Origin of the sequence: Stenotrophomonas sp. ASS1, assembly GCF_004346925.1 — a bacterium.
In the GTDB taxonomy this organism is placed as follows: Bacteria; Pseudomonadota; Gammaproteobacteria; order Xanthomonadales; family Xanthomonadaceae; genus Stenotrophomonas; species Stenotrophomonas maltophilia_A.
On the sequence record NZ_CP031167.1, the window covers coordinates 50199 to 64577 of the forward strand.

Below are 14379 nucleotides of genomic sequence, written 5' to 3' on the forward strand. Positions count from 1 at the left end.
GCTACAATCCCCATCCCATGCACGGTCTCAATCCCCCCCAAGCCGCCGCCGTCCTGCACATCGAAGGTCCATTGCTGGTGCTCGCCGGCGCGGGCAGCGGCAAGACGCGTGTGATCGTGGAAAAGATCGCCCACCTGATCGGTTGCGGCCGCTATCCGGCGCGCCGCATCGCGGCGATCACCTTCACCAACAAGTCGGCCAAGGAAATGCGCGAGCGCGTGGCCAAGCGCCTGCGCGAGCAGGACGCCGACGAGGTGACCATCTGCACCTTCCATGCGCTGGGCCTGAAGTTCCTGCAGATCGAGCACGCGGCCGTTGGCCTGAAGCGGGGCTTCTCGATCTTCGATGCCGACGATGCCGCTGCGCAGATCAAGGACCTGATGTACGGGGCCAAGCCTGATGACATCGAGGACATGAAGAACCTGGTGTCGCGCGCGAAGAACGCCGGCCTGTCGCCCGAACAGGCGATGGCCGCCGCGCGCAGCAATCGCGAGAAGGAAGCGGCCAGCGTCTACGAGCGCTACCAGCTGCGCCTGACCGCGTTCAATGCGGTCGACTTCGATGATCTGATCCGTCTGCCGGTGCAGATCCTGGAAGAAAATCCGGAGATCGCGCTGGCCTGGCGCGAGCGCATCGGCTACCTGCTGGTGGACGAATGCCAGGACACCAACGACGCGCAGTACCGGCTGCTCAAGCAACTGGCCGGTGACAAGGGCAACTTCACCTGCGTGGGTGACGATGACCAGTCGATCTATGCCTGGCGCGGCGCCAATCCGGAAAACCTGCAGCAGATGGGGCGCGACTACCCTGCGCTGGAAATCATCAAGCTGGAGCAGAACTACCGCTGCTCCAACCGCGTGCTGCGCGCCGCCAATGCGCTGATCGCCAACAACCCGCATGAGCACCTGAAGAAGCTGTGGAGCGATCAGGCGGACGGTGAACGCATCCGCGTATGGGAATGCCGCAACAGCGAGCACGAAGCGGAAAAGGTCGCGGCCGAGATCGCCTTCGTGGCGCAGTCGCGCAACGTGCCGTGGAGTGATTTCTGCATCCTGTTCCGCGGCAACTTCCAGTCACGGCCGCTGGAAAAGGCGATGCAGCTGCTGCGCATCCCTTACCACCTGACCGGCGGCACCATGTTCCTGGAGCGCCAGGAAGTGAAGGACACCCTGGCCTGGTTGCGGCTGCTGGTGAATCCGGACGACGACACCGCGTTCATGCGTGCGGTGCAGTCGCCCAAGCGCGACGTCGGTGCCGGCACGCTGGCCAGGCTGGCCGAGCTGGCGCAGGAAAAGGACATGCCGATGGCACAGGCTGCCGAGGCGATCGGCGCCCTGCAGCAGCTGCCGCCTCGCGCCGCCAACAGCCTGGCCCGCTTCACCGACATCCTGCGCGACCTGCGCGCGCAGATGCGCCAGGTCACCTCGGGCGACATGATCCGCAAGGTCGCCAAGGAATCGGGCCTGCTCAGCGAACTGCGCCAGCAGGCCAAGGAAGAGGCAAGTTACCAGCGCCGTGCCAACAACATCGAGGAACTGGCGCAGTGGTTCGAGGGGGGCCCGCGCGGTGCCACTGCCGCCGACCTGGCCGGCCAGCTGGCGCTGCTGTCGCGCAGCGACAAGGACGAGGGCGGCAACCAGGTGCGCATGATGACCATGCACGCCTCCAAGGGCCTGGAATTCCCGTACGTGTTCATCGTGGGCTGCGAGGATGGCGTGCTGCCGCACCAGGTCAGCCTGGACGAGGGCAACCTGCAGGAAGAGCGGCGCCTGCTGTACGTGGGCATCACCCGCGCCAAGATCCAGTTGTGGATGAGTTACAGCAAGCTGACCCGCAAGTTCGGTGAGCACGTGCGGTTGAAGCCGAGCCGGTTCTTCGAGGAGATTCCGGCGGAGGAGATCCAGCGCGATGGTGCTGATCCGGTGGCCGATGCGGTGCGCAAGAAGGAACGGGCGAGTGCGGGGTTGGCGGCGATCGAGGCGTTGTTCGATTGATCGGCGAACGGCGCAGCCCCTCGTGGTTGGCGCCGTTCGCAATGCATTCGTGGGGGCCGGGCGGGTGGGCCGGTCGCGACACGCCGTAAACCCATCCATGGGGGCTCGGCCGCGGCTTGCTCGTGTGCGCTGTCCTGCGCACACGGCAAGACCGGGGTTGGGCGTCCTGCCCAACCCGCCCGAGGCATGCCTCGGGCCCATGCCGCGGACGGTCCCGCCCAGCCCACCCGCCCGGCCTCTGACAGTTTCCGTGCGCGCCAGCCACGGAAAAGAAAAAGAAAATCAAAAGCAACCGCCGGGGGTGAGGCAGAATCGGGGTTTCGGCTGGAGGTCTGCGCGTGCATCCAATTGAAAGTGAACGCCTGCGCCTGCGTGCGATTGAACCTGATCGCGATGCGGCGCCGATGCTGGCGCTGTTGAATGATCCGGGCTTCGTGCGCTTCATTGGTGACCGCAATGTGCGCAGTGAAGAGCAGGCGCGTGAGTACATCGCGCTGCGGGTGCTGCACAGCTATGCGTTGAATGGGTTCGGCATGTATGCCATCGAGCGGTTGTCCGATGGGGCGTGGCTGGGCAATGCCGGGCTGGTGCGCCGCGATGGCCTGCCGGGGCCGGACATCGGCTACGCGGTGCTGTCTGAATTCGCCGGGCAGGGTTATGCCGGTGAGGCGGCGCGGGCGGTGTTCGCGCATGCGCGCGCTGAGCTGGGCCTGCAGGATCTGTACGGCATCACCGATCTGGACAACGTGGTGTCCGGGAAGATCCTGCTGGGCCTGGGCATGCAGGAGCGCGGGGTGATCCAGTTGCCGGGCATCGAAACGCCCAGCCGGCTGTACGCCACCTTGGGTGCGGCTGACGTCGGGTAGTGCCGGCCGCTGGCCGGCACAGTAGCAGCTGACGGTGGATGCCGACCGTTGGTCGGCACGATTCAGATGCAGTGCCGACCAACGGTCGGCACCCACGGCGCTGTTTCAACCGCGCAGTTCGGCCAGCTGCGCCTGCAGCTCGGCCACGGCCGCTTCCAGCTGGGCCACGCGCTCGGCCAGGGCCGGATCGGCCGCGTCGCTGCCACCGCCGCTGCTGGCGTACCTGGCCGCAAGCGCCGCGCCATCCACTTCGCCGCACAGCAGGTGCATGTAGCGGTCTTCGCGCTGGCCGCTGGCGCGCGGCAACACCACCAGCAGCGCGCGCTGCTGCAGGCGCTCGATGGCGTGGCGGGCTTCGTTGGCGTCGGCAAAGCGGTGCAGGCGCTCGCTGCGCGTGACCAGTTCGCCCAGGGTCTGCGGCCCACGCAGCAGCAGCATCGCCAGCAGCACGGTCTGCTGCCGGGTCAGGTCCAGCGCGGCCTGCAGGCGGTGCTCGTAGCGGTCTGCGCGCGAGGAGAAGTGCTGGCGGGCCAGGCCCAGTGTCTCCAGTTGGCGCAGCGCGTGCTGCACGCTCCCGGCGTCGACGTTCATCACCGGCTCGCGGGCGGTCTTCTGGTTGGCGGCCGACTGGGCGGCGTTGACCGTCAGCGGGTAGGTGTCCGGGGTGGTCGCCTCCTTCTCCACCAGGCAGCCCAGCAGGCGGGCCTGCACGGCGTCGAGCAGGGGGACGTCGGGGGTCTGGGTGGAATCGGTCATGGCGGCCTCCGGAAGGGCAACGGGTCAACCGCCAAGCATAGCCGTCCCCGGGCCGGCTTTGCCGGTAAAATGCGCCGGTATATCTGATTGCCGGTGAATCCATGCGTCGTCCTGTTTCCCTGTCCCTGACCCTGCTCGCCACCGCGGCGCTGGGCCTGTCCGCCTGCAAGCGCGTGGATGCGCCTGCCGCCGAAGCCACTGCGCCGGAGGCCCCGGCCGCCGCTGCCAAGGCCGATGGCGCGCTCGATGCCACTGCCAACGACAACCTCAATGCGGTGCTGTGGATGCAGCGTGCGCAGGAGTACAAGGCGATCACCGAGCAGACCTACCGTGCCGCCGCCGACCACCTGGATGCCGCGCTGAAGGAAGCCCACTGGGATGCGCTGGTGCCGGAAGAACGCGGCAACGAGGCCAAGGGCCTGAAGCCGGCCGTGGTGCTGGACGTGGATGAGACCGTGCTGGACAACTCGCCCTACCAGGCGCGCCTGGTCCGCGACGGCAAGGAATACGACGAGCTGACCTGGGACCAGTGGGTGGCCGAAAAGAAGGCCAAGGCCATTCCGGGCGTGGTTGATTTCGCCAAGGCCGCCAACGCCAAGGGCGTGACCCTGCTGTACATCTCCAACCGTGCCGTGCACCTGAAGGACGCGACCCTGGCCAACCTGCGCGAGCAGGGCCTGCCGGTGGCCGATGACAGCGTGTTCCTGGGCCTGGGTACCGTGGTCGAAGGCTGCGAGCAGGCCGGCAGCGAGAAGAACTGCCGCCGCCGCCTGGCCGGGCAGAAGTACCGCGTGCTGATGCAGTTCGGCGACCAGCTGGGCGATTTCGTCGAAGTGACCGCCAACACCAACGACGGTCGTGACGCGCTGCTGCAGCAGTACCACGACTGGTTCGGCGAGCGCTGGTGGATGCTGCCGAACCCGACCTACGGCGGCTTCGAGCCGGCGCAGTTCAACAACGACTACAGCCAGTCGCGCCAGGCCCGTCACGACGCCAAGCGCGCTGCGCTGGACTACGCACCGTGAGCCGCGCGCCACTGCCGCTGCGCGATGACGAGCGCCTGATCTTCGCGCTGGACGTGCCTGACCGCGTGCAGGCGCTGGAGTGGGTCGACCGCCTCGGCGACAGCGTGGCGTTCTACAAGATCGGCATGGAACTGCTCGCCTCCGGCGAGTACTTCCAGGTGCTGGACGAGCTGGCCCGCCGCGACAAGCGCGTGTTCGTCGACCTGAAGTTCTTCGACATCCCGGCCACCGCCGCGGCGGTGATCAAGCGCCTGTCGCAGTGGCCGGTCAGCTACGCCACCATCCACGGCTGGCACCCGGCGATGATGGAAGCCTGCGCCGCCGCCAACAGCAGCGACATGCGCCTGCTGGCGGTGACCGTGCTGACCTCGATGGGCCGCCCGGACCTGGCGCAGATGGGCATCGACCGTGAGCCGGTGGACGTGGTGGTCGAGCGCGCGCTGGCCGCGCAGGCGGCCGGTATCGATGGCGTGATCGCCTCGGGCCAGGAAGCCGGCCCGATCCGCGCCGCTACCGGCGCCGGGTTCTCGATCGTCTGTCCGGGCATCCGCCCCGGCGGCCCGGTCGGCGATGACCAGAAGCGTACCGTTGGCGTGGCCCAGGCCTTTGCCGATGGCGCCGATGCCATCGTGGTCGGTCGCCCGATCCGCCTGGCCGCCGATCCGCAGGCCGCGGCCCGGGCCATCCAGCAGGAAATCGCGTCGGCGTTGGCTGCACGCTGAGATTCCGCTGTGCAGTCTGCAGGCCCGAACGCCATCCCGACCCGCGCGGGATGGCGTTTTTGCATCCGCCGAAGGACCGGTTGTGCCCGAATCGCCGCAAAACCTGCCGTAGATTTCATGGCCCCGGCGCAAGGCATCAGGCTACTCAATAAAATCAATGATTTATATGACACTACGTGAAGTGTTGCCTTAACTTGAGCGGCAGCGTAGGATCGCCGCCATCCGGTCCTCGGACCGGACATGTGCCACAACACTGTCCACCGGCCCTGCGCCGGCTTGAAGAGCCTGTGATCCTCGTGATCCCGGCTCTTTTTTTATTCCGATCAGTGACTTGCACAAGCAACTGCGGAAACCGTGACGTCCCGGCTTGCCGCTGTCACCTCGCAGGCCGCAAGATGCGGACCGGTCCGGGGAGTCCGAGTGCATGAGCGTGGCAGTGCGAGGAGGGTCTGCGCGTGGATGGGGGCTGGCAGTCATGCTGCTGGCCGTGGCCGCGTGCCGTGAACCGGCCAACGATCCGGCCAGGCCGGCAGCCGAACCAGTTGCGGCGGTGCAGGCGATGGCCCTGCGCCTGGCCGAGGACGATCTGGTCGGCTATGCAAAGCTGTCGGTTCCCCCCAGCCAGTACCAGCGCCTGCAGCAGGCCTGGGCCGAGGGCCATAGCCAGTGGCCGCTGACTGAACTGCCACTGGGCGACCAGCTGCTGCCGATGCTGGCCGCACTGCGCAAGCCCAATGCCGGTGCCGAACTGCAGCGCAGCTTCGATCGCCAGCTGGCTGGCCAGGCCAGCGCCGTACGCCAGGCCGCGCAGTCGATGGGCAACTTCGGCGTGCAGTACCTGCGCCACCAGAAGGGCTATACGCCCGGCCAGCAGGCCCATTACATCGCCCTGGTCGAAACCCTCGCCAGCTGGGCGCAGGGCGCGCCGATCAGTGACCGTGCGCGTGCACGCAGCACGATCGCCGCGCTGGTGGGCGCCGCCGGCAAGGTCGGCTTCGATGACGAGGCCGGCCTGCAGGCCGCGGGCATGGAAGGCAGCCTGCAGCAGCTGGCGCCGTTCATCCACACCCTCAAGGCGGTGCTGGGCAGCTACGGGTTGGGCGTGGATGACGCGCTGCGCAGCGTGCGCGGTGAACTGCTCTCGGTGGAAGGCGACAACGCGCTGGTGCGCCTGCACTACGACCTGGCGGGGCGTGAGATGACCCTGCAGCTGCCGCTGAGCCGCCGCGAGGGCCACTGGTACCTGACCCGCACCCTGGCTGACACCGACGCGCTGCTGCGCAAGGCCGACGCGGCCCGCGCCGCTGCGTCGCCGTCACCGGCTGAAGCCCCCGCCGAGGGTGGGGAAGCGGCAACGCCGCCGCCTAAGCCATAATGGCGCCGATGTCGAAACAGAACCCGCTGCCGTTCCCCGGCGAAGAATCCCAGTCGACGCCCGCCGATACGGTGCCGGCGTCCCCCTCGACCGGTACCGGCCCGAACCCGGTACCGCCGCCCGCGCACGCGCGTCCGGCTGGCCGCCGCCCGCTGTGGGCTCGCCTGCTCGGCCGTCTGGTCGAGCCGTGGCTGTCGCTGAAGATCGAACCGGAAGACCCGGGCCAGTACAACGATGGCCGCCCGGTCATGTACGTGCTGGAGGACTACGGCCTGTCCAATGCGCTGATCCTGGACAAGGCCTGCCGCCAGGCCGGCCTGCCGTCGCCGCTGGTGCCGCTGGCCGGTGACCCGACCGGCCGCAAGCGCGCCTACCTGGCGCTGTCGCGGCGCAGCTCCAGCAACTCGCTGATTCCCGAACAGCGCGGCGCCAAGACCCATTCGGACTCGCTGGCCAAGGTCCTGCAGGCCCATCGCGTGCGCGATGACCTGGACGTGCACCTGGTGCCGGTGTCGATCTTCGTCGGCCGCGCGCCGGACAAGCAGAGCGGTTGGTTCGCCGTGCTGTTCTCGGAAAACTGGGCGCTGGTCGGCCGCTTCCGCCGCCTGCTGGCGGTGCTGCTCAACGGCCGCAGCACCATCGTCCGCTTTGCCCCGCCGATCTCGCTGCGCAGCACCGTGGACGAAGGCCTGGAGCCGGAGCGCACGGTGCGCAAGCTGCAGCGCGTGCTGCGTACCCATTTCCGCCGCATCCGTGAATCGGTGATCGGCCCCGACCTGTCGACGCGGCGCCTGCTGGTCGACCAGGTGCTGGCGGCCGAACCGGTGCGCGAAGCGATCGCCGCACAGGCCAAGCGCGACAATTCGAAGCCGGCCGATGCCTGGAAGAAGGCGCACGCCTACGCCTGGGAAATCGCCGCGGACTATTCCAGCCCGGTGGTGCGTTCGGCCAGCTTCATGCTCAGCCACGTGTGGAACCGCATCTATGCGGGCGTGCTGGTGCACCACCTGGACAAGTTCAAGGCCGCCGCGCCGGGCCATGAAGTGGTCTACGTGCCCAGCCACCGCAGCCACATGGACTACCTGCTGCTGTCGTACCTGCTGTACGACCGTGGCATCGTGCCGCCGCACATCTTCGCGGGTATCAATCTGAACCTGCCGGTGGTCGGTACCCTGCTGCGCAAGGGCGGTGCGTTCTTCGCGCGCCGTAGTTTCCGTGGCAATCCGCTGTATTCGGCAGTGTTCTCCGAATACATGGCGCAGCTGGTGTCAGGCGGATATTCCATCGAGTACTTCGTCGAAGGTGGCCGCTCGCGTACCGGCCGACTGCTGCAGCCCAAGGGAGGTGTCATCTCGATGACCCTGCGGGCCTATCTGCGCCAGCCGCGCAAGCCGGTGCTGTTCCAGCCCATCTACATCGGCTACGAGAAGCTGATGGAAGGCAACAGCTATCTGGACGAGCTGTCCGGCCGGCCGAAAGAAAAGGAATCGATCTGGTCGCTGCTGTGGGGCATCCCCAAGGTGCTCAAGCAGAACTACGGCCAGGTGGTGGTGAACTTCGGCGAGCCGATCGAGCTGACAAGTGTTCTTGCAGCCAATGCTCCCGAATGGGATGGCCGGGCTGTGCCGGAGGATGAGAAGCCGGCTTGGCTGATGAAGACCGTCGATACTCTCGCGCAGAGCATCAACGTGCGCGTCAATGCCGCCGCCGACGTCAACCCGATCAACCTGCTGGCGCTGGCCCTGCTGTCCACGCCGAAGCATGCGATGGGCGAGGCCGACCTGATCGCGCAGATCGAGCTGTGCAAGACCCTGCTGGTCGAGATGCCGTACTCGGACCGGGTGACGGTGACCCCGCACTCGCCGGAGCGGATCATCGCCCACGCTGAGGAAATCAACGTCCTCACCCGCATCAAGCACCCGCTGGGCGATGTGCTCAGCGTCAGCGGCGATACCGCAGTGCTGCTGAGCTACTTCCGCAACAACGTAGTGCACCTGTTCACCGCCTCGTCGTGGGTGGCCTGCTGCTTCCAGAACAACCGCCGCATGAGCCGCACCGGCCTGGTCCAGCTGGGCCGTACGGTATACCCGTTCCTGCAGGCCGAGCTGTTCCTGCCGTGGAGCGAGGACGAGTTCGCCCAGCGCATCGACCGGACCATCGACGTGTTCGTGCGCGAAGGCCTGCTGCAGAACGTCAACGATGACGACGGCGGCATCCTCGCGCGCAACACCGGGCAGACCGACGAGGTGTTCCGCCTGCGTGCGATCGGCCATTCGCTGCAGCAGGCGTTCGAGCGCTATTACATCGCCATCTCGGTACTGGTGAAGAACGGCCCCGGCGTGCTCGGCGCTGCCGAGCTGGAAAGCCTGTGCCAGCAGGCGGCGCAGCGGCTGAGCCTGCTGTATGCACCGGCGGCACCGGAGTTCTTCGACAAGTCCCTGTTCCGCGGCTTCATCCAGAAGCTGCGTGAGCTGCGCCTGGTGTGGCCGGACGAGAACAGCAAGCTGCTGTTCGACGAACGCCTCGATGCCTGGGCCAAGGACGCCAAGTTCATCCTCGGCCGCGAGCTGCGCCACACCATCGAACGGGTCAGCCCGGAAGCGGCACGCCCGGACGAGCCTGCGCCGCAGGATTGAAGGCAGCGCCGGGCGATGCCCGGCGAACGGCATGCCAACCAAGGTTGGCATCTACCGGGGCGAAGCAGTAGATCCACGCCATGCGTGGATGGGCCACCACTCAGGCCGGTTCGTCGGGAATCTGCAGGCTTTCCAGCCTGGCGATGCAGTCCTTCAGCTGCAGCTTGCGCCGCTTCAGGCGCTTGGCTTCCAGCTCGTCCTCGCCATTGGCGGCCATGCGGGTGATCTGTTCATCCAGCAGGCGGTGCTCGGCGCGCAGGGCGGCGAGGTGCTCGACGATCTCGGCGGGGCTGTAGGTGTCCACAGCCTCCGAGCATACACAGCGTTGATGACTGCCGGGAGAGGGGAATCCCGACCCCCAGCCGGGGCGGCTCCGAGCCGTTAGAATGGAACCCATGAGTGCCGTGATTTCCCTTCCCGATCCCCAGCCGCGTGCCGTCCGCGATCCGCGCGTGGCCGAGCGTGAGCAGCACAAGCTGGCCAAGCGCCTGCGCCGCCAGGTCGGCGAGGCGATTGCCGACTTCGGCATGATCGAGGCCGGCGACAAGGTCATGGTCTGCCTGTCCGGCGGCAAGGACAGCTACACCCTGCTGGACGTGCTGCTGCAGCTGCAGAAGAAGGCGCCGGTGCCGTTCGAGCTGGTGGCGGTGAACCTGGACCAGAAGCAACCGGACTTCCCCGAGCACGTATTGCCGGAATACCTCGCAGGCCTGGGCGTGCCGTACCACATCATCGAGCAGGACACCTATTCGGTGGTCAGCCGGGTCATTCCGGAAGGCAAGACCATGTGTTCGCTGTGCTCGCGGTTGCGTCGTGGCGCGCTGTACAACTACGCCGAGACCCACGGTTTCACCAAGATCGCGCTGGGCCATCACCGTGACGACATGGTGGCCACGTTCTTCATGAACCTGTTCCACCACGCCAAGCTGTCGGGCATGCCGCCGAAGCTGCGCAGCGATGACGGCAAACACGTGGTGATCCGGCCGCTGGCCTATGTGCGCGAAAGCGACATCGTCGAGTACGCACAGGCACGCCAGTTCCCGATCATTCCCTGCAACCTGTGCGGCAGCCAGGAGAACCTGCAGCGCCGCCAGGTCGGCCTGATGCTGAAGCAGTGGGAAAAGGACCACCCGGGCCGCATCGAGCAGATCGCGCGTGCCATGGGCGAAGTCCGGCCCTCGCAGCTGGCCGACACCACCCTGTTCGACTTCATGGCGCTGGGCCGTCGCGACGACGCGCCGCTGCCCGACGCCCATGCCTGGCTGGCCGGCTCCCCGGCCGACGCCGACGCAGATCCCGAGACGCCCACCGTTTAAGGTCGGTCGCCCTTCCTCTTTGCCATCCGGAATTCCATGTTCTTTCGCAACCTGACGTTCTTCCGTTTCCCGACCACCACCGATTTTTCCGAAGTCGACACCCTGCTGCCGCACGCGCTGCTGAAGCCGGTCGGTGCGCTGGAAATGAATTCGCGCGGCTTCATCTCGCCGTTCGGCCGCGAGGAGAAGGAACTGCTCTCCCACCGCATCGCCGAACATCTGTGGCTGACCGTGGGCGGCGAGGACAAGATCCTGCCGGCGGCGGTGGTCAACGACCTGCTCGAGCGCAAGCTGGAGGAGATCGAGGAGAAGGAAGGCCGCCGCCCGGGTGGCCGCGAGCGCAAGCGCATGAAGGACGACCTGCTGCATGAACTGCTGCCGCGCGCCTTCGTGAAGTCCTCGCGCAACGACGCCTTCATCGACCTGCAGCACGGCTACGTGGCGGTGGATACCTCCAGCCGCAAGACCGGCGAGTACTTCATGTCCGACATCCGCGGCCTGCTCGGCAGCTTCCCGGCGATGCCGCTGAATGCCGAAGTCGCACCGCGTTCGATCCTGACCGGCTGGATCGCCGGTGAGCCGCTGCCGACCGGGCTGAGCCTGGGCGAAGAGTGCGAGATGAAGGACCCGGTGGAAGGTGGCGCGGTGGTCAAGTGCCAGCACCAGGAACTGCGCTGCGACGAGATCGACAAGCATCTGGACGCCGGCAAGCAGGTGACCAAGCTGGCGCTGATCTTCGAAGACAACCTGTCCTTCGTGATCGGCGACGACCTGATCGTGCGCAAGCTGAAGTTCCTCGATGGCGCCCTGGACCAGCTGGAGCATGCCGACGAAGACGGCCGCCGCGCCGAGTTCGACGCCCGCTTCGCCCTGCAGAGCGCCGAGATCCGCCGCCTGTTCCTGTTGCTGGAAGAAGCCTTCAAGCTCAGCAAGGCTGACTGAACAGGCAGCCCGACGGCCGCCGGTCATCCGGCGGCCCGAAGCGGCGCTATGCTGGGCGCATGAGCCGTCTGCTGCGCCGCCTGATCAGCCCGACCCCGCCCGCCACCGTACAGCGCGACACCGTTCGCCTGCGCCTGGAGGATGCCGAGATCGAGGTGCTGCGCGTGCGCGATCCACGTGCGCGCCGCATCAAGCTGAGCGTGGACGAGCGCGGCGCACGCTTGACCCTGCCGCCGCGCGCAAGCCTGGTGATGGGCGAACGCTTCCTGGAACAGCATCGCGACTGGCTGGCGCTGCAGCTGCGCCAGTACCAAGGCCAGGGCCTGCCGGCACCGCTGCAGCCCGGCGAAGACGGCGTGCTGCCCCTGCGTGGCGAACTGCTGCCGCTGCGCTGGCAGGAAGGCCGCTACGCGCGCCTGGAGATCGACGCGCACGGCGCCTGCGTGCAGTGGCCGACCCGCGGCGGTGATGCCACCCTGCGCCGCCTGCTGCGCGAGTTCTACGAAGCCCAGACCCGCGCCGACGTCGGCCGCTGGCTGCCGAAGTACCTGCCCACCCTGCCGCGCGCACCCAGCCGCCTGCGCCTGAAGGTGATGTCCTCGCAATGGGGATCGCTGGCCCCGGATGGCAGCATGGCACTGGACCTGGCGCTGGTACTGGGCCGGCCTGAGGCGTTCGAGTACGTGCTGGTGCACGAGCTCTGCCACCTGATCCAGCCCAACCACTCGCCCGCGTTCTGGCACGAAGTGGAACAACGCTTCCCCGCCTGGCGCGAACAGCGCGATTACTTCCAGCTCGAAGGGCGCCGACTGAAGGCGATGCTGCGGCAACTGCTATAGCGCGCGGGCGCTATAGCAGTTGCCCGCGCATTCTTCCTCTACCCCCGCCTTCGGCGCGCTCCTTCAACAGAAGGGGCTTCACAATAGACACTGGCCCGCATCCGAGCGTGCGCGGTACCGATGTTCCGGGAGAGGTTATGTGCGAGTTGCTTCAAATCATCAGGATCGCCGGCTTTGCACTGTGCGTGATTGCAGGGTTAACCGCCGTACTTTCTGCAAACGCATACTGCAAAAAGAACGGAATCAACATGAATACCTTCGAGGGCATGTTCGAGATGTACCGGCGGGTTTTCAGATTTGAGAACAAACGCCTCTCGATACTGATGTTGTCTACCACCTATGGCGGGGCCGTGGTGATGGCGGGGGTTATCGCCATTACATTCTGGGGCCAGGCACAAGGGTGTGACTTCCACATCAACAGGCTCGCGCGCTGAACTTGGCGGTGCATCGGCGCTCTCACAGAACGGAGCCTGGATAGAAGCTCCCCCAGCATAGGACGCAAGAGCAGAGCGCATGTTTGGCTGACACGCCCAGCGCGGGGTTCCAGTCATCACGTCGAAGAGCAGCCGAGCATGGCGATGCCGGTCGTCCTGACCGGCACCCTTCGGGCCGTCGCAAGCGACGTTGGCAGCGGCTCCTGCTGCAACCTTCGGCTCTACATAGGAGCGCGCGCAGCGCGCGACCCGCTCCTGCTCTTCTTTTCTTTCTTCCGTGGTGGGCACACCGGAATCTGTCCGTGGCCGGGCGGGGTGGGTTGCGCAGGGGCGTGAGCCGCATGGATGCGGCGACCGAGCTTACAAGGACGTACTTGCAGCGATCCCTGCGCAATCCACCTCGCCAGGCCAAGCACGGCTTTGCCTTCGGATACCACCCACCACGAGGGGCTCAGCCGTTGGCCGAAACCCTCACCCCGCCCGCAGCGCCACCGCCGCCGCCCACCGCGCCGCCACCCGCGGCGCCGTAATGCACACCGCCTGATCGGTCACCGTCGTCACCGCGCGCTCCAGCAGCTGGATATCCGCCTCATGCTGGCGCGCCACATGCGGATCCTCGAAGAAGATCGCGCGCTGGCAACGCCCCTCCAGCACCCGGTCGGCAATCTGCGCATCACCGCCCATCGGGCCGCTCTGGTAGCGCGTCACCCACGGCGTATCACGCGGCCAGCCCCGGCTCCAGGCCAGCTCGTTCAAACGCTGGCCGGTGGTCCCGGTGGCCACCCGCTCACCGAACCGGGCCAGCACATCGAAGTGCTCATCGGCGAAGGCCAGCATCGCCGGCTTCATCGCATCGTGCGCGATCAGCGCCAGCGTCTGGCCTTCGAACGCATGCAGGTCGTCGGCGCCGGCATCGGCTGCCAGCCCGGCGTGGACGCGCTCCACCTCCACCCAGTCGCGTGCGGTGGCCACGGTCGAAATGAACGGCTTGCCGTGGATCACGCACTGCCGCTTGAGCGCGGTTGCTTCCGGAAACACCGAGGATGGATCGACCGGGTCGATCAGGTAGATCGCGCCATCCAGTGTCCGATCCGGACCCATGCCAACGACTTCGGCGACCAGCTTCATCAGGCCACCCTCGCGTCCGTAGGGATAACGGTGCAGGCCCGCGTACCCGGTCAGGAAGCCCTGTCGTTCGATCGCGTCATGGGTGCGGCCGACCGCATGCAGCGACACGCCCAGCTCGCGCAGGCCGGCCTCGCTGCTGCGCAGCCAACGGAACAGCGCAGCGCGCGCGTCGTGGTGATGAAGACGGTTGGCAGCCAGGCCGATGCGCATCGAACGCTCCGCAGGTACGGGTGAAGGCGGCAGTGTATGTCGGCATTCCCCCATCTGGATGCTTTTACAACTTTCTTCATTGCCGTCGGCCCGCGCGTCGATAGCGTGGCAGGCAGCGGTACCGCAGCGCGGCCGT

Annotated in this window: 13 protein-coding genes; 10 read left to right on the forward strand and 3 right to left on the reverse strand. The window is 66.9% G+C overall.

Annotated elements, in window-relative coordinates:
- Nucleotides 1–17: 17 nt before the first annotated feature.
- Complete coding sequence (locus tag MG068_RS00225) at nucleotides 18–1994, forward strand: UvrD-helicase domain-containing protein (protein WP_132808686.1); 1977 nt, start codon at nucleotides 18–20, stop codon at nucleotides 1992–1994.
- Nucleotides 1995–2332: 338 nt separating this feature from the next.
- A complete protein-coding gene (locus tag MG068_RS00230; RefSeq protein ID WP_049422378.1) occupies nucleotides 2333–2860 on the forward strand; it encodes a GNAT family N-acetyltransferase in 528 nt (175 codons plus the stop codon).
- 105 nt (nucleotides 2861–2965) lie between these two features.
- Here the strand turns inward: MG068_RS00230 and MG068_RS00235 are convergent, their stop codons facing one another.
- Entirely contained in the window at nucleotides 2966–3616 is a 651-nt protein-coding gene (locus MG068_RS00235) for a YceH family protein (protein WP_132808688.1), read from the reverse strand.
- 101 nt (nucleotides 3617–3717) lie between these two features.
- Here MG068_RS00235 and MG068_RS00240 point away from each other — a divergent pair, with 101 nt between their 5' ends.
- The 4 genes from MG068_RS00240 (at nucleotide 3718) to plsB (ending at nucleotide 9374) form a co-directional block, all read left to right on the forward strand.
- Complete coding sequence (locus MG068_RS00240; protein WP_132808690.1) at nucleotides 3718–4641, forward strand: 5'-nucleotidase, lipoprotein e(P4) family; 924 nt, start codon at nucleotides 3718–3720, stop codon at nucleotides 4639–4641.
- Complete coding sequence (gene pyrF, locus MG068_RS00245) at nucleotides 4638–5363, forward strand: orotidine-5'-phosphate decarboxylase (protein WP_071228639.1); 726 nt, start codon at nucleotides 4638–4640, stop codon at nucleotides 5361–5363. Before MG068_RS00240 ends, pyrF begins: the two co-directional genes overlap by 4 nt.
- Nucleotides 5364–5787: 424 nt before the next feature.
- On the forward strand, nucleotides 5788–6738 hold the full coding sequence (locus MG068_RS00250) for a hypothetical protein (RefSeq protein WP_132808692.1): 951 nt from the start codon (nucleotides 5788–5790) through the stop codon (nucleotides 6736–6738).
- Nucleotides 6738–9374, forward strand: a complete 2637-nt coding sequence (gene plsB / locus MG068_RS00255) for a glycerol-3-phosphate 1-O-acyltransferase PlsB (protein ID WP_125893005.1) — start codon at nucleotides 6738–6740, stop codon at nucleotides 9372–9374. The genes MG068_RS00250 and plsB overlap by 1 nt, the downstream gene beginning before the upstream one ends.
- Nucleotides 9375–9474: 100 nt before the next feature.
- On the opposite strand, the gene MG068_RS00260 is transcribed toward plsB, so the two are convergent.
- On the reverse strand, nucleotides 9475–9678 hold the full coding sequence (locus MG068_RS00260) for a YdcH family protein (RefSeq protein WP_005421068.1): 204 nt from the start codon (nucleotides 9676–9678) through the stop codon (nucleotides 9475–9477).
- A gap of 91 nt (nucleotides 9679–9769) precedes the next feature.
- On the opposite strand from MG068_RS00260, the gene ttcA reads away from it, so the two are divergent.
- From ttcA to MG068_RS00280, 4 genes are all read left to right on the forward strand, one after another.
- Entirely contained in the window at nucleotides 9770–10690 is a 921-nt protein-coding gene (ttcA, locus tag MG068_RS00265; RefSeq protein WP_180846548.1) for a tRNA 2-thiocytidine(32) synthetase TtcA, read from the forward strand.
- Between the two features lie 36 nt (nucleotides 10691–10726).
- On the forward strand, nucleotides 10727–11632 hold the full coding sequence (locus MG068_RS00270; protein ID WP_005411825.1) for a recombination-associated protein RdgC: 906 nt from the start codon (nucleotides 10727–10729) through the stop codon (nucleotides 11630–11632).
- A gap of 59 nt (nucleotides 11633–11691) precedes the next feature.
- Nucleotides 11692–12471: a M48 family metallopeptidase gene (locus tag MG068_RS00275; RefSeq protein WP_005407504.1), complete on the forward strand. Its 780-nt coding sequence runs from the start codon at nucleotides 11692–11694 to the stop codon at nucleotides 12469–12471.
- A 107-nt stretch (nucleotides 12472–12578) separates the two neighbouring features.
- Nucleotides 12579–12905, forward strand: coding sequence for a hypothetical protein (locus tag MG068_RS00280; protein ID WP_132808696.1), 327 nt, complete (start codon nucleotides 12579–12581; stop codon nucleotides 12903–12905).
- A gap of 471 nt (nucleotides 12906–13376) precedes the next feature.
- Here MG068_RS00280 and MG068_RS00285 read toward each other — a convergent pair whose 3' ends face one another.
- Nucleotides 13377–14243, reverse strand: coding sequence for a methylglyoxal synthase (locus tag MG068_RS00285; protein WP_049461554.1), 867 nt, complete (start codon nucleotides 14241–14243; stop codon nucleotides 13377–13379).
- Between the last annotated feature and the right edge of the window lie 136 nt (nucleotides 14244–14379).

Bases quoted from the DNA above. Each gene is read 5' to 3' on its own strand.
- MG068_RS00225 (WP_132808686.1), top strand. From the start codon at position 18: ATGCACGGTCTCAATCCCCCCCAAGCCGCCGCCGTCCTGCACATCGAA.
- MG068_RS00235 (WP_132808688.1), bottom strand. From the start codon at position 3,616: ATGACCGATTCCACCCAGACCCCCGACGTCCCCCTGCTCGACGCCGTG.
- MG068_RS00240 (WP_132808690.1), top strand. From the start codon at position 3,718: ATGCGTCGTCCTGTTTCCCTGTCCCTGACCCTGCTCGCCACCGCGGCG.
- MG068_RS00250 (WP_132808692.1), top strand. From the start codon at position 5,788: ATGAGCGTGGCAGTGCGAGGAGGGTCTGCGCGTGGATGGGGGCTGGCA.
- plsB (WP_125893005.1), top strand. From the start codon at position 6,738: ATGGCGCCGATGTCGAAACAGAACCCGCTGCCGTTCCCCGGCGAAGAA.
- ttcA (WP_180846548.1), top strand. From the start codon at position 9,770: ATGAGTGCCGTGATTTCCCTTCCCGATCCCCAGCCGCGTGCCGTCCGC.
- MG068_RS00270 (WP_005411825.1), top strand. From the start codon at position 10,727: ATGTTCTTTCGCAACCTGACGTTCTTCCGTTTCCCGACCACCACCGAT.
- MG068_RS00275 (WP_005407504.1), top strand. From the start codon at position 11,692: ATGAGCCGTCTGCTGCGCCGCCTGATCAGCCCGACCCCGCCCGCCACC.
- MG068_RS00285 (WP_049461554.1), bottom strand. From the start codon at position 14,243: ATGCGCATCGGCCTGGCTGCCAACCGTCTTCATCACCACGACGCGCGC.